Annotated in this window: 19 protein-coding genes; 11 read left to right on the top strand and 8 right to left on the bottom strand. The window is 73.6% G+C overall.

Translation table 11 applies throughout. From position 1 onward, the window contains the following. Window positions 1-45: 45 nt before the first annotated feature. Window positions 46-762: a GH25 family lysozyme gene (locus BJ992_RS14075; protein WP_184981104.1), complete on the bottom strand. Its 717-nt coding sequence runs from the start codon at window positions 760-762 to the stop codon at window positions 46-48. Window positions 763-850: 88 nt separating this feature from the next. On the opposite strand from BJ992_RS14075, the gene BJ992_RS14070 reads away from it, so the two are divergent. Both BJ992_RS14070 and BJ992_RS14065 read left to right on the top strand, forming a co-directional pair. Then, on the top strand, window positions 851-2,440 hold the full coding sequence (locus tag BJ992_RS14070) for a bis-aminopropyl spermidine synthase family protein (RefSeq protein ID WP_184981102.1): 1,590 nt from the start codon (window positions 851-853) through the stop codon (window positions 2,438-2,440). 31 nt (window positions 2,441-2,471) lie between these two features. After that, on the top strand, window positions 2,472-2,732 hold the full coding sequence (locus BJ992_RS14065; protein WP_184981100.1) for a dsRBD fold-containing protein: 261 nt from the start codon (window positions 2,472-2,474) through the stop codon (window positions 2,730-2,732). Here BJ992_RS14065 and BJ992_RS14060 read toward each other — a convergent pair. Then, complete coding sequence (locus BJ992_RS14060; protein ID WP_184981098.1) at window positions 2,723-3,580, bottom strand: universal stress protein; 858 nt, start codon at window positions 3,578-3,580, stop codon at window positions 2,723-2,725. The genes BJ992_RS14065 and BJ992_RS14060 overlap by 10 nt on opposite strands. An 81-nt stretch (window positions 3,581-3,661) precedes the next feature. Next, a complete protein-coding gene (locus BJ992_RS14055; RefSeq protein ID WP_184981096.1) occupies window positions 3,662-4,306 on the bottom strand; it encodes a CBS domain-containing protein in 645 nt (214 codons plus the stop codon). Window positions 4,307-4,492: 186 nt separating this feature from the next. Here BJ992_RS14055 and BJ992_RS14050 point away from each other — a divergent pair, with 186 nt between their 5' ends. After that, window positions 4,493-4,939 (top strand): Hsp20/alpha crystallin family protein, encoded by a 447-nt coding sequence (locus BJ992_RS14050; RefSeq protein ID WP_184981094.1) that lies wholly within the window; start codon window positions 4,493-4,495, stop codon window positions 4,937-4,939. A 77-nt stretch (window positions 4,940-5,016) separates the two neighbouring features. After that, complete coding sequence (locus BJ992_RS14045) at window positions 5,017-5,361, top strand: MerR family transcriptional regulator (protein ID WP_184981092.1); 345 nt, start codon at window positions 5,017-5,019, stop codon at window positions 5,359-5,361. Between the two features lie 27 nt (window positions 5,362-5,388). Here BJ992_RS14045 and BJ992_RS14040 read toward each other — a convergent pair whose 3' ends face one another. The 4 genes from BJ992_RS14040 to BJ992_RS14025 all read right to left on the bottom strand — a co-directional run bounded on the left by BJ992_RS14040 (window position 5,389) and on the right by BJ992_RS14025 (window position 11,076). Beyond that, on the bottom strand, window positions 5,389-6,552 hold the full coding sequence (locus BJ992_RS14040; protein WP_184981090.1) for a zinc-dependent alcohol dehydrogenase: 1,164 nt from the start codon (window positions 6,550-6,552) through the stop codon (window positions 5,389-5,391). Continuing rightward, window positions 6,549-7,049: a hypothetical protein gene (locus BJ992_RS14035; protein WP_184981088.1), complete on the bottom strand. Its 501-nt coding sequence runs from the start codon at window positions 7,047-7,049 to the stop codon at window positions 6,549-6,551. The genes BJ992_RS14040 and BJ992_RS14035 overlap by 4 nt, the downstream gene beginning before the upstream one ends. A gap of 121 nt (window positions 7,050-7,170) precedes the next feature. Next, the gene (locus BJ992_RS14030) at window positions 7,171-8,295 is read right to left on the bottom strand and encodes a M12 family metallopeptidase (protein WP_184981086.1); all 1,125 of its coding nucleotides are present in this window, start codon (window positions 8,293-8,295) and stop codon (window positions 7,171-7,173) included. Window positions 8,296-8,430: 135 nt separating this feature from the next. Then, complete coding sequence (locus BJ992_RS14025) at window positions 8,431-11,076, bottom strand: CHAT domain-containing protein (RefSeq protein WP_221474808.1); 2,646 nt, start codon at window positions 11,074-11,076, stop codon at window positions 8,431-8,433. A 132-nt stretch (window positions 11,077-11,208) separates the two neighbouring features. Here BJ992_RS14025 and BJ992_RS14020 point away from each other — a divergent pair, with 132 nt between their 5' ends. From BJ992_RS14020 to BJ992_RS14010, 3 genes are all read left to right on the top strand, one after another. After that, the gene (locus BJ992_RS14020; RefSeq protein ID WP_221474807.1) at window positions 11,209-12,789 is read left to right on the top strand and encodes a S8/S53 family peptidase; all 1,581 of its coding nucleotides are present in this window, start codon (window positions 11,209-11,211) and stop codon (window positions 12,787-12,789) included. Window positions 12,790-12,863: 74 nt separating this feature from the next. Further along, window positions 12,864-13,439: a sigma-70 family RNA polymerase sigma factor gene (locus BJ992_RS14015; RefSeq protein WP_184981082.1), complete on the top strand. Its 576-nt coding sequence runs from the start codon at window positions 12,864-12,866 to the stop codon at window positions 13,437-13,439. Continuing rightward, window positions 13,436-13,888, top strand: coding sequence for a hypothetical protein (locus BJ992_RS14010; RefSeq protein ID WP_184981080.1), 453 nt, complete (start codon window positions 13,436-13,438; stop codon window positions 13,886-13,888). Before BJ992_RS14015 ends, BJ992_RS14010 begins: the two co-directional genes overlap by 4 nt. 874 nt (window positions 13,889-14,762) lie before the next feature. On the opposite strand, the gene BJ992_RS14005 is transcribed toward BJ992_RS14010, so the two are convergent. Continuing rightward, window positions 14,763-15,095 (bottom strand): histone-like nucleoid-structuring protein Lsr2, encoded by a 333-nt coding sequence (locus tag BJ992_RS14005; protein WP_184981078.1) that lies wholly within the window; start codon window positions 15,093-15,095, stop codon window positions 14,763-14,765. 393 nt (window positions 15,096-15,488) lie between these two features. On the opposite strand from BJ992_RS14005, the gene BJ992_RS14000 reads away from it, so the two are divergent. Genes BJ992_RS14000 through BJ992_RS13985 form a run of 4 tightly spaced genes read left to right on the top strand, consistent with a single transcriptional unit; the run spans window position 15,489 to window position 17,473 of the window. Continuing rightward, window positions 15,489-16,352, top strand: coding sequence for an NAD(+)/NADH kinase (locus tag BJ992_RS14000; RefSeq protein ID WP_184981076.1), 864 nt, complete (start codon window positions 15,489-15,491; stop codon window positions 16,350-16,352). A 1-nt stretch (window position 16,353) separates the two neighbouring features. Then, the gene (locus BJ992_RS13995) at window positions 16,354-16,767 is read left to right on the top strand and encodes a CrcB family protein (protein ID WP_184981075.1); all 414 of its coding nucleotides are present in this window, start codon (window positions 16,354-16,356) and stop codon (window positions 16,765-16,767) included. Continuing rightward, complete coding sequence (locus tag BJ992_RS13990; RefSeq protein ID WP_184981073.1) at window positions 16,764-17,111, top strand: DUF190 domain-containing protein; 348 nt, start codon at window positions 16,764-16,766, stop codon at window positions 17,109-17,111. The genes BJ992_RS13995 and BJ992_RS13990 overlap by 4 nt, the downstream gene beginning before the upstream one ends. After that, window positions 17,108-17,473 carry a fluoride efflux transporter FluC gene (locus BJ992_RS13985; protein ID WP_425503664.1) on the top strand — a complete coding sequence of 122 codons (366 nt, stop codon included), beginning with the start codon at window positions 17,108-17,110 and terminating at the stop codon, window positions 17,471-17,473. The genes BJ992_RS13990 and BJ992_RS13985 overlap by 4 nt, the downstream gene beginning before the upstream one ends. Window positions 17,474-17,485: the final 12 nt, after the last annotated feature.

The following is a 17,485-nucleotide window of genomic DNA, read 5'->3' as shown; positions in this document are numbered from 1 at the left end:
CTCGCCAGGAGATCTCGTCAGGCGCGGCCGGGCCGCGCACCACGGTCAGGTCAGGCGGCGCGGCTGGTAGCCGAGCGCGGCGAGCTCGGCGCGGGTGCCGCGGAAGACGTTGCGGTCGGTGGAGCCGTGCGCGTACTGGTGGATGGTCCAGCGCCGCCACGGCGCGGGGACCACGGGACGGCCCTTCGGGTGGCTCGGCGCGGCGATCCACAGCGGGTGGTCCTGCAGGCCCTGGCAGTTCCCCTTCCTGGCGAAGGCGAGGAACGTGTAGATCACCGGCCGGACCCCGGTGACGAGCGAGATGACCTTGCACCACCGCCTGGCGAACGCCGACACCTCGCGCGGCGGCAGATGCCCCGACCGTTCCAGGTCCAGCGCGATCAGGTCGCCACGCCGCAGACCCCCCGCGGCGTCCACCACGTCGAGGAAGTGCCGCGCCTGGTCCACCGGGTCGGACTTGGGGTGGCCGAAGTGGTAGGCGCCGCAGACCAGCCAGTTCTCCCGCATCGCGGCCCAGTTGCGTGCGAACCACTTGTCGGTGAACCCGGTGCCTTCGCTGGCCTTGGCGAACCCGAAGCCGACACCGTCGCCGGCGTGCCCGGCCCAGTCGACCGCCCCCTGCCAGTTGGACACGTCAACACCGTGCAGCACGACCGTCCCCCAGCCTTCTCGCGCTCCTCGCGGCGCCACGGCCCCACCCCCCGGCACGCCGTGCGACCTCTCGCGTACGCTCCGTGGCGCACCCTCGAGGATTTTAGTCACGCCGCGCCGCCGTCGCGTACCCGGAAACGCCGGAACCGGGCCCGGCCGCCGGATCGTGACGTGCCTTCGCCGCCGGTAGGGTTGCCCGGTGGAGTCGGAGGGTGCGGGCAAGCTGCTGGCCGAGGCAGGGGTGGACGCGCGGCGGCTGCGCGCGGCGATCGGGTTGCTGTCGGACGGCTCGTGGTGGACGCTCGCCGAGCTGGTGCGGGCCACGGCGACCTCGCGGCGCGGTGTCGAGGCCCTGTTGCGTGAGCTGGACCTTGAGCGGTCGGGTGACCGCTTCCGGCTGCCGCCGGACAAGGCCGCGGCGTACCGCGATCTGAGCGATCCGCCGGACGCCGGGCCCGCGGGCCCGGTCGATCACCTGCTCGGCGGGTACGGCGACGTGGTGGCGCGCATGGCCGCGCTGATCGCCGAGGCGCCGCGCGGCCGGCAGGCGCTCGACCATGTGTCGGCGACCCCGCAGACCGTGGTGTCCCGCGCGCTGCTGCTCGGCGCGCGGTTCCGGCTGCCCGGCGCGCGTGTCCTGTGCCTCGGCGACCACGATCTGACGTCGCTCGCCGTGGCGATGCTGCACCCCGAGGCCGAGGTGACGGTGGTGGACGTCGACGAGCGCGTGCTCGCGTACATCGCGGCGCGGGCCGGCGAGGCGGGCCTGACGGTCCGCACCCGGTGGGCCGACCTGCGTCTCGGGCTCCCCGCCTCGGTGCGCGAGCAGGCCGACCTGGTGGTCACCGACCCGCCGTACACCCCCGAGGGGATCGGCCTGTTCGCCGCCAGGGCCGTGGAAGCCGTCGGTGACATCGGCACCGCGCGCGTGCTCCTCGCGTACGGCGCCGGTGAGCGCAGCCCCATGCTGGCCTTCAAGGTGCAGTCGGCGCTGCACGACCTCAACCTGGTCACCGAGGCGATGTACCCCGACTTCAACCGGTACTTCGGGGCCGAGGCCATCGGCTCGGCCGCCGACCTGTACGTCCTGCGTCCCACCACGAGGTCCCGTCCCGCCGCCGCGACCCGGGCCGCGCGTTTCGCCACCGCGATCTACACCCACGGCCCCCAGTCGGTCGAGTCCCACCAGGCGGCGGCCGGCGCGGCGTTCACCGGCGGGTTCACCCCCGGCGTCCTGGTGGGTGACTGGCCCGCCGACCTGCTGCCCGGCACCCCGAGGGTCCGCCTTTCCGTGTGGCTGGCCAAGCCCTACGCCTCCTCCCCCGGCCGGGTCGCCGTTGCCGTCCCCCCCGGTCTCGGACCGGCGGTGCCCCGTCTGCTGCTGGCCTGCCGCGCCGCGCACGTGCGGGTGCTCGCCGCCGTGCGCGAGGCCCGCGACGGTGACCTGTGGCCCGCTCTGGTCGCCGCCGGCGGCCCGCTGTCGGCGGTCTACGACCTCACCGTGACCGGCACGGGGATCGACGCGGTACGGCGTGCCGAGCCGCGGGATCCGGCGGCCCTGGTGCTGCGGCGCGTCCTGGACAACGCGCACGGCAAGCTCGCCAACACCTGGCGCGAGGCCCTCATCAAGGCGCACCAGGGCCTGACCAAACGCCAGGCGCGGGCCGTCGTCGCCGAGGCCGCTCCCTGGGCCGGGGACGCCACCCCCTTGGAGCTCCCCGCGCACCGCCTCGCCGAGCTTCCCGCGCAGGTCGCCGCATCCCTGCGGGCCGCGCAGGACGCCGGGTGAGAGACTGGAGGCGAGCAGGAGGAGGTGCAGCATGCACGCCAAGGAATGGGTCGTGGAGATCCACATAACCGAGGACGACAACGACGACCGCACCGTCGCCCGTGCCGTTCTGCTCACCGACACCGGCGAGCGGCACGAGAGCCTCGGTCACGCGCGCCGCAACCCGGTGGACCACCCGGTCCCCGAGATCGGCGACGAGCTGGCCGCCGCACGCGCGCTGGCCGACCTGTCGTCCAAGCTCTCCGGTGACGCCGCCGAGGACGTCGCGCAGATGGCCGGTGGTCACGCCTGACCCGGTTCGCCTCCGCCGGCCGTCCCGGGTCCGTGGCCGGGGTGGATCACGGCCACGGGGCAGTCGGAGCGGTGCAGCACGTGGTGCGCCACCGAGCCGAGGTGCGCGTGGCCGGTCTTGGTGTGGGTGCCGATCACCAGCAGATCGCCGTGGTGGGACGCCTGGATGAGCGTGAGTGCGGGGTGGCCTCGCAGGGATCGCGCGGTGATGCGCAGGCCGGGGTGCGCGGCACGCCATGCCTCCAGGCGCTCGCGGAGGGTCTCGGCGACCTGCGGCGCGGAGGCGCGCCGCAGGGGTGAGCGCACGTGGATGACGCGCAAGGACGCACCGCGCCGCAGGGCCTGGTCCGCGGCGTAGGCGAGTGCGGCCTCCGACGCCGGTGAGCCGTCGAAGCCGACCACGACGCGGTCGTGCGCGGTGGCGCGGGGCCGGCGGACGACGACGACCGGCGCGTGCGCGCGGCAGGTGACGGCGCGGCCCACCGAGCCGAGGAGCAGCGCGGCGAGGCCGCCGCGTCCCTCGCCGCCGAGGACGAGTTCGTCGGCGTGCTCGGACTCGGTGGTGAGGCGTTCGGTGACGGCGCCGGTGATCAGTGCGACGCTCACGTCGGTGCCGGGAGTGCGGGTGCGCACGCGTTTCGCGGCGGCGGCCAGCGCCGAGCGCCAGTAGGACGTGTGGCTGTCGCGCGACCCCGGCGCCGGTTTCAGCGGGAACTCGTACGACCACGGCTCGTGGACGTGCACGATCTTCAGGTGCGCGTCCCTGCGCGCGGCGTCGTCCGCCGCCCAGTCCACGGCCGCCGCGTCCGAGGCCGAGCCGTTCACTCCGACCACGATCTGTGCCGCCACGCGATCCCCTCCCTCACCAGGAGTTATGCCCCGGGAAGAGCCGTCTGACGACGACAGCCGGCGATCGCGTGGGGGACCGCGTCAGATGGCGATCCGCGGGGGTGCCGGGGACAGGTCGTCGTGCTCGTAGGTCAGGTGCGAGCGGACCTCGGTGACGCCGTCCAGCGCGCGGACGCCTTCAGTGACGCGGACCGCCTGCGAGCGGCGGGGAACGTGGCCGTCGAGGGTCACGGTGCCGTGGCAGGCGGCGGCGGACAGCGTGCCGGGGAGCACACCCGCTCCGCGGACGACGCCGGCGATCTCGGCGTCGAGGCCGGCCGGGGACCGGATGAAGACCTTCAGCAGGTCGGCCTGGTCGACGATGCCGACGAGCCGGCCGGTGACGTCGTCCACCACGGGGATCTGCCGGATTCCCCTGTCGTGCATGATCCGGGCCGCCTCCCTGACGCCGCTGCCCGCGGTCACGGTGACCGCGGGGCTGGTCATGAGGCCGGAGGCGGTCGCCTGCTCGCCGTGCTCGTCCCGGCCCGGCTCGCGCGGCCCGGCGAGGCCGGTGTCCCGCAGCAGCAGGTCGTCGGCGCGGACCACGCCGACGGGCCTGCGCTGCCGGTCGACCACGGCGAGCGCGCCGACCTTGAACCGGCGCATCGTCTCCACCAGGTCCGCGAACGGCGTGTCCCGTCCGACCGCGATGGCGACCTGTCCCATGACGTCACCGACGCGCATGCCGACCACCTCCCGTTGCAGGTGCCTCAGGTGAGGCATTCCCCGATCGCGCCGTCAGCGACATGACCTCCCATCAGAAAGAGGAGTTGCCTACTGCCGAAGAGAGAGTTAACATACAGCTGTAGTTGGAGCTTTACTGAAAGCCAGCGATCAGCGAAGCCACCGATCAGCGAGGAGGATCCGGAGATGTTGCTCACGTCGATCGACCCCTTCGTCCAGGAGTTCGAGCGGCAGTTCGACCGGCTGACGCGCCAGGCGTTCACCCGCGGCGAGGGTGGCGCGAACGGCGTCATGCCGCTGGACGGGGTGCGCCGCAAGGACGACGTCCTGCTCCGCTTCGACCTGCCCGGCATCGACCCCGAGTCCATCGAGGTCACCGTGGACCGCGGCGTGCTCTCGGTCAGCGCGCGCCGTGAGGAGGAGCTCGGCGAGGACGACCGCGTGTTCGTGCGCGAGCGCGTCATGGGCACGTTCACCCGCAGGGTCTACCTGTCGGAGCACCTCGACAGCGAGCGCGTCGACGCGGCGTACCACAATGGGGTGCTCCAGGTCCGCATCCCGGTCCTGGAGAAGGCCAAGCCGCGCAAGGTCGAGATCCAGCGCGGCGGCGACCCCAAGGCGCTCCGCGCCTGACGGGACGCATCCCGCACGAGGCACCGGGCCGGTGCCGCCGGACGGCGGCGCCGGCCCGCCGTCACCTGGAGGCACGCATGGCCCGGCTGCCGATCGACGACCACTACGCGCCGCTGTACTCCCTCGGCCAGGTCGCCGACATGCTGCGCGTGCAGCAGGCCTTCCTGCGCCGCCTCGACGAGTTCGAGGTGGTACGGCCGCACCGCTCGCCAGGCGGCCAGCGCCGCTACTCGCGTGCCGACATCACCCTCGTCCAGTACGTCGTGGAGCTGTCGGACGAAGGCATGACGCTGATCGCCATCCGCCGTGTCCTTGAGCTGGAACAGCAGGTCAAGGAGCTGCAGGACGAGCTGGAGCACATGCGTGCCCTGCTGCGCCGCCACGGCGCCGACCCCGCGGCCGGCCGCCGTCCGGCCGGATGAGCCGGACGGCACGGCGGGGCCGGACGGTCAGGCCCAGGGCCGGAAGACGGCGCGGACGCAGCCGTCCTTCTTGTGCTTGAACAGGTCGTACCCGCGCGGGCCCTCGGTCAGCGGCATGGTGTGGGTCGCCAGGTGGCTGGTGCGCAGCTCGCCGCGGCCGATGAGGTCGAGCAGACGCGGGATGTACCGCTGGCCGTGCTGCTGCGCGCCGCGCACGGTGAGCCCCTTGTTCATCATGGCGCCGAGGGGGAACCGGTCCACCGTGCCGGCGAACACGCCGAGGACGAACACCGACCCGCCCTTGCGGCACGCGTGGATCGCCTCACGCACGGCCGTGGGCCGCTCCCCCATCATGGCCCGCTTCCTCACCTTGCCGTACAGGCCGGAGACGTCGGCCTCCATGCCGACCGCCTCGACGCACACGTCGGGGCCCCGGCCGCCGGTGCGTTCGGTGAGCTCGGCGACGACGTCGGTGCGGGAGTAGTCGATCGTCTCGATCCCGATGTGGTGCTCGGCCATGGCCAGGCGCTCGGGAAGCCTGTCGATCGCGATGACCCGGTCGGCGCCGAGCAGCACCGCCGCGCAGGCCGCCATCTGGCCGACCGCGCCGCAGCCCCACACGGCCACCACGTCACCGGGCTTCACCCCGCCGAGCTCGGCCCCCATCCACCCGGTCGGCGCGGCGTCCGAGGCGAACAGCGCGTTCATGTCGTCCACCCCGTCGGGGACGGTGAAGGCCCCGTGGTCGGCGAACGGCACGCGGACGTACTCGGCGTGGCTGCCGCGGAAGCCCCCCATGGCGTGCGAGTGGCCGAAGATGCCGGCCGTGTCCCCGCCCCACGCCATCTCGGTGACGCCGGGTTTGAGGTTGCTGTTCTCGCACAGCGACCACATGCCGCTCTCGCACTGCCAGCACCGGCCGCACCCGATGATCGAGGACACCACGACCCTGTCCCCCACGCGGTGCCTGCGCACCTGCGAGCCGACCTCGACGATCTCGCCGAGGAACTCGTGGCCGATGACGTCGCCGGCGCGCATCGCGGGGATGTACCCGTCGATCAGGTGCAGGTCGGAACCGCAGGTGGTGGTGAGCCCGACCTTGACGATGGCGTCCTGCGCGTTGACGATCACCGGGTCCGGCACCCGCTCGACCGACAGCTCGTTCACCCCCTGCCAGCACAGCGCTCTCATGGCCGCCTGCCGGCACGCTCGAACGCCTCGTCCGTCGCCTTGTCGACGGGGGCCGGCCGCGGCCGCGGCGGCTCGGCCCGCAGCACCTCGCCGGTCTCGGCCAGGCACTTGGCCTCACGCAGCGCACGGCGCAGGGCGAGGCGCGTCTGCTGTCCGCCGAGCCGCGCGAGGACCTGGTCGACCCCGCCGGCCGGCGGGGTGAGCGGCCGGACGGCGAGCTCGGTGCCCCGGCCGCCGGGGGCCTCGCGCACCTGGAACTCGATGCTGTCGCCGAACCGCGCCAGCGGCTCAGGCAGCCGTCCTCCCGGCACGACCTCCTCGGGCCGCCGGTAGATGGTCACCACGAACCACCGGGACGCGGCGCCGCCGGTCCCCGTCCGGGTGCGCCGCGTGGAGAACCAGCGCATCGCGCCGCCTCCGATCATCCCGAGCAGCCCCACGAGGAGCACCCCGCGCAGCCCTCTGAGCAGGACCGGCCCGGCACCTACACGTCTCATCGCCTCTCCCCCCGCGTGACACCCGCGACTGCTCCGATGGCTACCCACCCCCCACCTGGGCTTACCTCGGGTGCCGCGCTCTTGAGAAGGAGTTGACACGCCGCATGCCGCCGGCGGGCCGTCACCAGTACATGATCGCGGTCTGACCCGACCCCCTCGTGGAGTACAGCCGCACCCTGGCGATGTAGCGGCGTCCCTTGACCAGCCGCGCGGTCACCGTGGAGTTGCGCTCGGTCCCGGCGTCGTCGTCGGCCCGCACGTACCGCGGCTCGCCGTCGATCTCCTCGAACAGGCCGAGCACGGTGTCACTGTCCCCGAAGGTCGCCACGGTGTAGTCGCGGGTGCCCTCGGGGATGATCAGGTAGTCGGCCTGCCGGCCGGGGGCCAGCCCGAGCGGCATCGAGGTGAACGCCGCGAGCCGCGGCGGGCCGGCCGGCGCGAGGCCGGGGTACCAGCGGCGCGCGAACTCCTCGTCGGCCGCGGAGAGCCCTCCCGGGGGGACCAGGCCGCGGCGGAACTCCTCGGGTTCCAGGATCAGGCCGGGCCCGAAGGCGTACTCCATGACCGATCGGTAGTCGAACAGTGAGCCGTCCACCTCTGAGGCGTCGAGCTTGCGCAGGATGTTGTGGAAGATCTTCGGCCGCGACCAGCTGTTCGGCGGACCCGAGAACTCCCGGTAGACCGCCTCCTCGTCCCACACCAGGCCGGAGAACGGGCTCTGGTGCTCATGCGGCATGCCGATGACGTGGCCGATCTCGTGCAGCGCGGTGGTACGGCCGTGCGGGGTGTCCAGCCGCCAGCCGTAGTTCACGGTGCGCTCCCCGATGGGGATGCCGAGCGCGTCGCGGCCGAGGTAGGACCACGAACCGTCACCGCGCATGAAGCCGATCCTGATCTCGGCCTCGGCGCGGTCGGTCACCTCGGCGAACTCCAGCCCGATGCCGAGGCTCTTCCACTGCTCGAAGGCGGCGCGCACGGCGGCGCGCTGCGTCTGGTCCCCCACCCAGGACACGAACGCGGTGCCGCCGTCGGCCAGGGTGACGGTCGAGCCGTCCTCCTCCTTGTCGAAGAAGTAGTAGTGCAGCACGGTGCCGTTCAGCCACTTGAGCCGGCCGCTGATCAGTGCCGCGAGCCGGACGCCGCTGACGGCGGCGGCCTCCGCGGGCACGGACTGCGGCGGCGACGCGCAGTGCGGGCCGATCTGGTGTGCGTCGTAGTCGTCGTGGTCGTCGCCGGCCGATGTCATGGGTCCCCTCCGTGGTCTGGCGTACCGACCAGGCTGGGGACGCGGCGCCGTCCGCGCATGAGTACCCCGCTACCTAATTACCGGCGACCTTGAACGGCGGGGAACGGCTCAGGCGGCACCGCCGACGGGAACTGCTCAGGCGGCGCCGATGGCGGTGAACGACCAAGCGGCGGCACGGTGCGGGGGGTCGTCGGGCAGCGCGCGGCGCGCGTCGCGCAGCGCCTCGGCCGTGCCGAGGCCGGCGCGCAGGCCGTCGTGCAGCGCCACCGACAACGCGGCGGCCGCCTCGTCGTCCACCGGGACCAGGCTGGCCGCGATCCCCGCGGTGCCGAGCGGCAGCAACGCGGCGGCGAGGCCGAGCAGCTCGTCGGCGCCGACCGGCTCCAGCCACCCCGAGTCGCACGCCGACAGCACGATCCGGTACGGCGCGCGGCCGAGGCGTTCCAGGTCGTGCACCGTCAGCCGTCCGTCGTCCATACGCAGCGCGGAGAACATCGGGCTGTCGGCGCGGAACGTGCCGTGCGCCGCGATGTGCGCGAGCAGGCTGCCGTCGATGGCCTTGAGCACGGCGGCGACGGTGGCCGCGCCGTCGCCGAGCACGGACGCGCCGCCGTACCGCGCCGCCAGGGACGGCACCTCGGCCCCGCCGCCGGCGAGCCCCGGCCCACGGACGAGCACCACCCCGGCGCCGTCGGCGGCGTCCGGCGGCACGACGTCACCGGCGCGCAGCCACGCACCCGCCGATGGTGACACACCGACCACCCGGTCGCGCAGCGCGGGGAGCGCGGCCCACGGCACCCCGTGCAGCCTCCCCGGCGGGACGATCAGCAGCGGCCCCGTCCCGAGGTGGCGCACGGCCGGGCCGAGCAGCGTCTCCTGCAGGAGGCGCGTCCCGGCCTCGACCACGGCGAGCCGTTCCGCCGCGAACCCGGCCGCCGTCCGGTACGCCAGCCGCCGCAGCCCGGCGCGCAGGTGGCCGACCTCGGCGGCCAGGCCGGCGGTGCGGCCCGCCGTGAACACCCGCACCTTTCCCGCGCCGCACACCAGGACCCGCGCCACTCCGCCGACGTCGGTGATCTCGACCAGGCGCCGGTCACCGAGCCGGTCGAGCAGCGCGCGCGGGTCGAACCGGAGGCTCTCCCCCGTGCCGGGACCGCGGGCCCGCAGCGTGCGGGCCCGGATGGCGCGCTCCAGCCGCCGGTGCTCGCGCTCCAGCGCGGGTGCGGGACGGCCGGTGGAACGGGCCGTCTCCAGCCGGCCGGTGACCTCGCGGTAGGCGGCGGTGTCGCGCAGCAGCGCCGGGTCGTCCGGCGGCCGGACCGGCGGCACGGCGAGCGCGGTGGCCCGCCACCGCTCGCTCCACACCAGCAGCCTGCGCGGGTCACCCGACGCCAGCGCCGCCTCCTGCGCGAGCGCGGCCAGTTCGGCACCCTGCGCGGTGGCCCGCGCGCGCAGCTCGGCCGCGCCGAGGGTGAGCCGGTGCTCGTCCAGCACGTCCAGCCCGCGGCGGCAGGCGGCGAACACCGCCGCGCGGCGTCCCGTGGCCTGCGCGCGCAGCGCGTGCGCCAGCCATCCGGCGACGCGGGCCTGCGCGGGGCCGCGCAGCCTGCCGCGTGCGGCCTCGGCCAGATGCTTGTCGGCGTCCTCGGCCCAGCCGAAGGCGAGCGCGACCCGGCCCGCCAGCAGGGACGCCTGCACGGCCTCCGGGGAGCCGAGGTCCCGCAGGCGGACGGCGAGCTCGGCGACGTCCCGCACCTGACGGCCCGACGTGCGGCCGGCGGCGTGGCGCGCCTGGTGGAGCACGAGCCGCGCGTGGGCCTCCCACCAGCCGCGGCGCTGGCTGACGAACAGCCGGATCGCGATGAGGGCCCGCGCGCTCGCGGCCTGCGGGTCGCGGGCCGCCGTCGCGGCCCGCGCGGCCACCAGTATCAGCTCGGCCTTGGTGGTGCTCTGACCGCGGGTGTGTTCCAGGAGCGCCGCCGCGCGGTCGGCCTCGTGCCGGGCCTCCTCGGCGAGACCGGCGGCCAGCAGCGCGAAGCACCGGTCGAGCGTCAGGCCGTACCCCGGTGTGCCGAGCGTCTCGAACCGCCGGGCCGCGTCGTCGTAGTGGCGCAGCGCGGCCGGCAGGTCCCCCGCGAGGAAGGCCGCCACCCCGCGGTTCCACACCGCGACAGCGCGGTCGTGGTCCTGGTCGGTGCGTTCCCACAGGTGCTCGGCGGCGGCGAAGTCCAGGTCGGCCTGCTCGGTGGCGCCGGACGCCAGGTGGAGCAGGCCGCGCAGCGTGAGCGCGCGTGCCGTCCAGATCGTGTCGTCCGCCTCGCGCAGCACCGGGATCGCGGGCCGCAGATCGTCCAGGGCCTCGCGGTGCCGGCCGAGCACCCACAGGATCCTGGCGCGCCGGAACCGTACCCGTGCCGAGGTGAGGCCGCTCCCCCGCGTCACCCCGGCGTTCAGGTACGCGAGGCCCCGGCCGGTGTGGCCCGCGTGGACGACGGCGACACCGAGCGCGGCGAGCGCGTCGGCCTCCCGGTCGGCCGAGCCGGACCGCCGGGCCAGCGCGCGGGCCCGGCGCAGGTGGCCGAGCGCGACGGTGAGGTCGCCGAAGTCGCGCTCCCAGATGCCGATCACCTGATGGGCCACCGAGGCGGTGTGCGGCGCGGGGGCCGCGCCGAGCAGCGCGCGAGCGCCTGCCACGGCCTCTTCGGGACGCGCGAACACCAGGGACAGCAGGTCTTCCGGTCCCGGCGGCCCTGGATCACCGGGAGCGCTTCCCCCCTCCACGGTCCAGATGCTAAACGTGGGGTCTCGGGGCGTCCACGTCGTTTCCTGTTGTCCGCGATCGGTCAGGGATGTATCAGCCCGGCCGCACGTGACTCTTGTCCGGCGAGACCGGCCACCCTGTGAGGAGCCCCGATGGCACCCGACCGATTCCATGAGCAGCTGCGGTTCATCGCCGAGGCGATGGGGACGACGCTCGTCGGCGGCCCGCCGGGTGAGATCCCCTTCTACGCCTACGAGAGCGGTTACCTCCTGATCCGCGCCGAGGAGGCCGGCGTGGTGGTGGACGAGCTCAACGCGACCGGCGGACGGCGGGGTGAGCCGGTCCGGCTCCCCGAGGTCCGGCCGGCCTCCGGCCTGCTGCGGGTCCCGGTCGCCTCGCCGGACACCGCCACCACACCCGACGGCGGGGTGGTCGGCGCGCTGCGGGACCTGGAACGCCTGCACGGCCGGGCCGGCCGGCAGCTCGCCAGCAGGAACCACCTGGTGACCATCACCCCCGGCGGGGTGAACTCCTGTCCTGCCGACGAGCCGGAGGCGACGTGGGAGGACTTCCACCCCGCCGTGCGGGCGGCCCCGGCCGCGGCCGGGGAGGACCGGCCACCGGTGACGGTGCTCGTGATCGACACCGGTGTCGTCAAGGACCTGCACACCATGCACCCCTGGATGAGAGGTGTCGTGCCGCCGGCGCCGGCCGACGAGATGGACCCCCGCGCCGCCGAGCACCGCACCCTTCCGCCGGTCCCCGGCGGCCCCTTCGTCCCCGGCGCCGGCCCGTTGAGCCCTGGTGGTCCCCTGTTCCCCGGAGTTCCCGGCACCGGCGGCAGCGGACTCAGGCCGCCACCCACCCACGACCCGGCGGGGTTCGTGCGTGAGTACGTCGGCCACGGCACGTTCATCGCGGGGCTGGTCCAGGCGGTGGCGCCGCACACGCGGGTGACGGTGTCCAACAAGATGACCCCCGCGGGCTGCGTCCTGGAGGAGGAGTTCGCCAAGCGGCTCCTTGCGGCGCTGGAGCCCGGCTGGCCCGACATCATCAGCCTGTCGGCCGGCGCGGCCAACGGGCTGTTCACGCCGCTCATGGGCTTGGAGTGGTTCCTGGACGCCTTGAAGGACCATCCCGGCACCCTGCTGGTGGCGGCGGCGGGGAACAACGGCAGTGACGCCCCTTTCTGGCCGGCCGCCGCCGCGCGGTACCCCGCGGAGAACGACGGAGTGGTGTCGGTGGGTGCGCTGCGGGTGGACGGCAGGGAAGGCGCCTGTTTCACCGATCACGGCGAGTGGGTGCGGGTGTACGCACCCGGGGAGCGGCTGGTCGGCGCGTTCCTCGGGGCCGACGGCCCGCAGCCGTACCGGTACCAGCACTCGACGTTCGAGCGCTGCCGCTACCTGGCGTCCTACGACGCTCCTTTCCTGTACGACTGCACCTGCGGCTTCCCCGCCAGGGTCGGCGCGCTGAGCGAATCGCCACAGGTCGCGGACCAGGCGGCGTTCACCGGCAGGGCCAAGTGGAGCGGCACCTCGTTCTCCACGCCGATCGTCGCGGCGATGATCGCCGACCACATGGTGACGACCGGGGAGCGCGACCCGAGGGCCGCCGCGAAGGATCTGATGCGGCTCCAGGCGTACGGCGCGACGGTGCGCGGTGTGCCGGTCCGCGCGCTGCGGCCGTCCGGCTGGAACCCGGTCCCGGTGACACCGCTGCCGCACGTGTGACCGCCGCGCCGCCGGCGGGTCGCGCGGGTCGTGGACGGCGTACGATGATGATCCCCACCAGAAGGATCGTCCGCGTGGATCGTGACGCCATCGGTGCCCTCTTCCGTGCCGCGGCCGAGGGTGACGCCGCCGCATGGAAGGCGCTCGTCGAGCGGCTCGCTCCGCTGGTGTGGTCGGTCGCGCGCGCGCACGGGCTGTCCGACGCCGACGGGCACGAGGTGTTCCAGACGACGTGGTTCCGGCTCGCGCAGCACCTCACCCGGATCCGTGAGCCGGAGAAGGTCGGGTCGTGGCTCGCGACCACGGCCAGGCACGAGTCCCTGAAGATCATCAGGATGGCTCGCAGGGAGTCCCCGGTCGGCGATCCGTGGGTGCTCGACGGGCCGTCGGCGGACGGCACGCCGGAGGACGCCGTGCTCCACGCGGAGGACGCCGCCGACCACGGCGAACGGGTGCGGCGGCTGTGGTCGGCGTTCGAGGAGCTGAGCGACACCTGCAGGCGGCTGCTGCGCGTCCTCATGGCCACGCCGCCGCCGCAGTACCAGGAGGTGTCGGCCGCGCTCGGCGTCCCGGTGGGAAGCATCGGCCCCACCCGGCTGCGCTGCCTGCGGCGCCTGCGTGCCCTGCTCGTGGAGCGAGGGGACTCGTGACCCCCCCTGGCACCGGGCCGGACGACGCTCTCGAACGAGAGCTGCGTGAGGCGGCGGCGGTGCTCGACCCGGTGCCGCCTGAGCTGCTCCAGGCCGCCGTGGACGCCTTCACGGTGCGCACCATGGACGACGAACTGGCCGCGCTCGCGTTCGACTCACTGGACGGCGCGGGGACGGTACGCGGCGACGACGGACCGCGGGTGGCGGCCTTCCGCACCGGGGAGGCCGGCGTGGACGTGGAGATCACGGTGTCCGCCGACGGCGCCAGGGTCGTCGGTCAGGTGATGCCGCCGGGGACGGCGGAGGTGGAGGTGCGGGGACGCCGGCCGGTCACCGTGACCGCCGACGCGATGGGGCGGTTCTCGTGCGACCACGTGGCGGCGGGGCCGTTCAGCCTCCGCTGCCGGGTCGGCGGCCTGACCCTGGTCACGGAGTGGATCACCATCTGAGGCGCGGCCCGCCGTCCATCTCCAGTGGCACAAGAAATCACGACATTGCGCCATACGTTGCTTACAGAAGGTGACAAAAAGACCCCTCCGTATATCAACTACAGAACGTCGGAGCGGGCCGGGAAACGATCGCACCCCCGGGGATTGCCTTATCCGGCCACGAGTTACCCGCATTGCCGGGAGGCGTGGGAGGGCCGAATGGGACGGGGAGCGTGAGGCGGCGCGACGGGGTCGATTGGGCCCGGACCTGAGAATTGCCTGAGACTTTCACGGCCCGCCGTGGTCATTACATTGGCCGCCGGCGGTGCGCCGAGCCGCGCGGAGGGACGGCGTGGAGCCGTCGCGGCGGCGGCCGGCGGGGCCCTGGAGGCGGATAATAGCGCGGCAGGAGCGCCGCGGCCACGTCCGGGTGACACCGTTTTACTCATTGGCAGCCCGGGAAGTTCCCGCATACACCCTGACAGGGCTCGGCGGCGTCGCGGAAGCCCGGTGGCCCGCGCGAGCCGGCGCGGGCACGGAGTCCCAATCACCGGAATCACGTGCCGATGATGAGACCAGGCGCCGGGATTTCCCCCTGCTCCCGCGGCCGGGCCGGCGTGACGCCTAAGCCTCGGATGGAGCAATGAATAGGGGTCAAGCTAACAAATTCTCTGAAGTCAGCACTAGCCACCCGAACCGGCCCGCCGTGGCCGCCCCGCCGGGAAGGCGGGGATCGACGCAGGCCAGAGCGGATGCGCGGGGCCGGTGGCCGCCGCCCCGTCCCGCCGGCATCCCCGATGCGAGCACAGCCTCCACGAGAGCGGCCCGCCGATGCGGGCCGAAGAGACGCTCGTGCTCGCCGGGGCGACTAATCCAGGCGGGACGGGTTAAACATTCACTGCGCCGCTTCGTACTGGGCGACGATGTGGGAGGCGATCCTGCCTCGCTCGCTGACGTTCAGGCCGTGGGCCTTGGCCCATGCCCTGATCTCGGAGCTTTTGTCGCGCGCCGGACGCTGGGCCGCGCCGCGCTTACGGCCACGGGCCTGGCCGTGATCGGCCTTGCGAGCGCTGGAGACGAAAGGCGAAAGGGCCTCCCGCAGATTCCTGGCGTTTTTGTCGTTCAGGTCGATCTCGTAGCTGGTCCCGTCAATCGCGAACTGGACCGTCTCTTTTGCTTCACCGCCTTCGAGGTCGTCGATGAGTAGCGTCTGGATCTGTGTCGCCATCTCCACTCCTTTCGGGAGCATAGTTTGACTCACCAAGAATATACCCGCCATCGGTCGGTTCCCACGTGTGGAACAGCATGCCGCATTGCCGGGCCCGGCATCGTGACTATCCACTGAATCGGGGGCCAGGCAACCTTTATCGGCACCTACCAGCGCGGCATCCAACCGCTGGCCGCACCCGGACACCGATTCGCGTGTCAGGACCATATACCGGCGGGGCCGGAAGATAGTGGTGACTACAGATTCCGGCGGCCCCGGCTGCGTTGTCACGTCCAGCCGGACCGGGAGAGACGGCACCGGCGCCACTCGGCCCTCCGGTGTCCCCTCGTCACCATGCCACGGACGGGACGCACCCGCGAGGACGCGCACGACGCGGGCCGTACAGTTGGCGTCATGGGCATGGTCACAACCGTCGGGCTGGTCCTGCACCCGGCGCGCGACTCCGAAGAGGCCATCGACACGATCGTCAAGTGGGCCGCCACCCGGGACGGCACGGTGCTCGGCCTGCCGGACGAGGTGGGCCGCATTCACTGCAGCGCGGTGGCCGTCGATCCGGCGACCCTCGTGGAGCGGGCCGACCTGCTGGTCAGCCTCGGCGGGGACGGCACGATGCTGCGCACCATGCGCCTGGTGTACGGCCGCACCACTCCGGTGCTCGGGGTGAACCTCGGCAAGCTGGGCTTCCTCGCCGAGATCGACGTCGGCGAGCTCCCTCCGGCGCTGTCGGCCATCGACAACCACGAGTTCACCGTCGAGCCGCGCATGGCGGTGCGCGCCACGCTGCCCGGGGGGCACACCGTCACGGCGTTCAACGACATCGCGCTCGCCCGCATCCCCGGTGACCGGATGGCCGCGGTGGCCATCTCGGTGGGGGGCAACCCGTTCGTCCGTTACGCCGCCGACGCGGTGATCGTCGCCACGTCCACCGGTTCGACCGCCTACAACTTCTCCGCCGGGGGACCGCTGGTGTCCCCGCTTGTCGAGGGCTTCCTCGTGGTCCCCGCGGCCGCGCACTCGTCGTTCAACCGCGCGCTGGTGCTCTCGGCCGACGAGGAGGTGGACCTCGACCTGCTGCCGGCGAGCGGCGGGCTCGCCGTGGAGGTGGACGGCACGGTCGCGGGCCGGCTGACGGCGGGAGACCGTGTCAGCGTCCGCGCCGTACGCGGCGCGGGCCGCGTGGTCCGCCTCGGCACGACCACCTTCTACGAGCGCGCGCGCCGCAAACTGAGGGTCAGCGGCAGCGCCGAGGTCGACTGAGGTGCCCGCCGGCGGCCTGAGCACCGTCGCGGTGATCTCGGCCGGCGGGGTCGTGGGAACCCTCGCGCGCTACGGCCTCGGGGTGGCGTTCCCCGTGGCCCCCGGCGGGTTCCCGTGGACGACCTTCGTGATCAACGTGACCGGGTGCCTGCTGATCGGGGTCCTGATGGTGGTGATCACCGAGGCGACCCGTCCGCACCCTCTCGTACGTCCGTTCCTCGGCATCGGTGTGCTCGGTGGGTTCACCACTTTCTCCGGGTACGTCGTGGACATCGGCCGCACGCTCACCGCGGGAGCCCCCGCCGTGGCGGCGGCCTACCTGGCCGGCACCCTCCTCGCGGCCCTCGCCGCCGTCCACGCGGGGGCCGCCGTGACGCGCGCGGCCGTCGGCCGCCGCCGGAAGGAGTCGCCGTGAAGCTCCACGGCCCCGCCGCACGCCTGACCGTCCTGATCGGCGAGAGCGACCAGTGGCGTCATGGTCCGCTCTACCACGAGATCGTGCGCCGGGCCCGGGAGGACGGGCTCGCGGGTGCCACGGTGCTCAGGGGGATCGAGGGGTACGGCGCGTCGTCGCGCATCCACACCACCCGCATCCTGTCCCTGTCGCAGGACCTGCCGGTCGCGGTCGTGCTGATCGACACCGAGGAGCGCATCCGCGCGTTCCTGCCGCGCCTGGACGAACTCGTCACCGAGGGCCTGGTGGTGCTCGACCCGGTGGAGGTGATCCGGTACGCCGGCCGCGAGGCGGAGGAACCGTGAGCGCCGCGACCGCGCTGCTCGTGGCGGCCGGCGCCGCCGCCGGGGCCCCGATGCGGTACCTCGCGGACCGCGCGGTGCAGGCCCGCACCGGATCGGTGTTCCCGTGGGGCACCCTCACCGTGAACGTCGCCGGTTCCGCGCTGCTGGGCTTCCTCGCCGCGTTACCGGCGGGGGACACGCTCATGGCGGTGCTCGGCACCGGCCTGTGCGGCGCGCTCACCACCTATTCGACGTTCGGGTACGAGACCCTGCGCCTGGCCGAGACCGGCGCGCGGCTGCTCGCCGTGCTCAACGCGGCCGGCAGCGTGGCCGCCGGTCTGGTGGCCGGAGGCTGCGGCATGTTGCTGGCCCGCCTCCTGTGACCGGCCGAAGCG

The organism is Sphaerisporangium rubeum (assembly GCF_014207705.1).
In the GTDB taxonomy this organism is placed as follows: domain Bacteria; phylum Actinomycetota; class Actinomycetes; order Streptosporangiales; family Streptosporangiaceae; genus Sphaerisporangium; species Sphaerisporangium rubeum.
The sequence above is the reverse complement of the archived record's forward strand: the minus strand, read 5'-3'. Positions and strand labels throughout refer to the sequence as shown.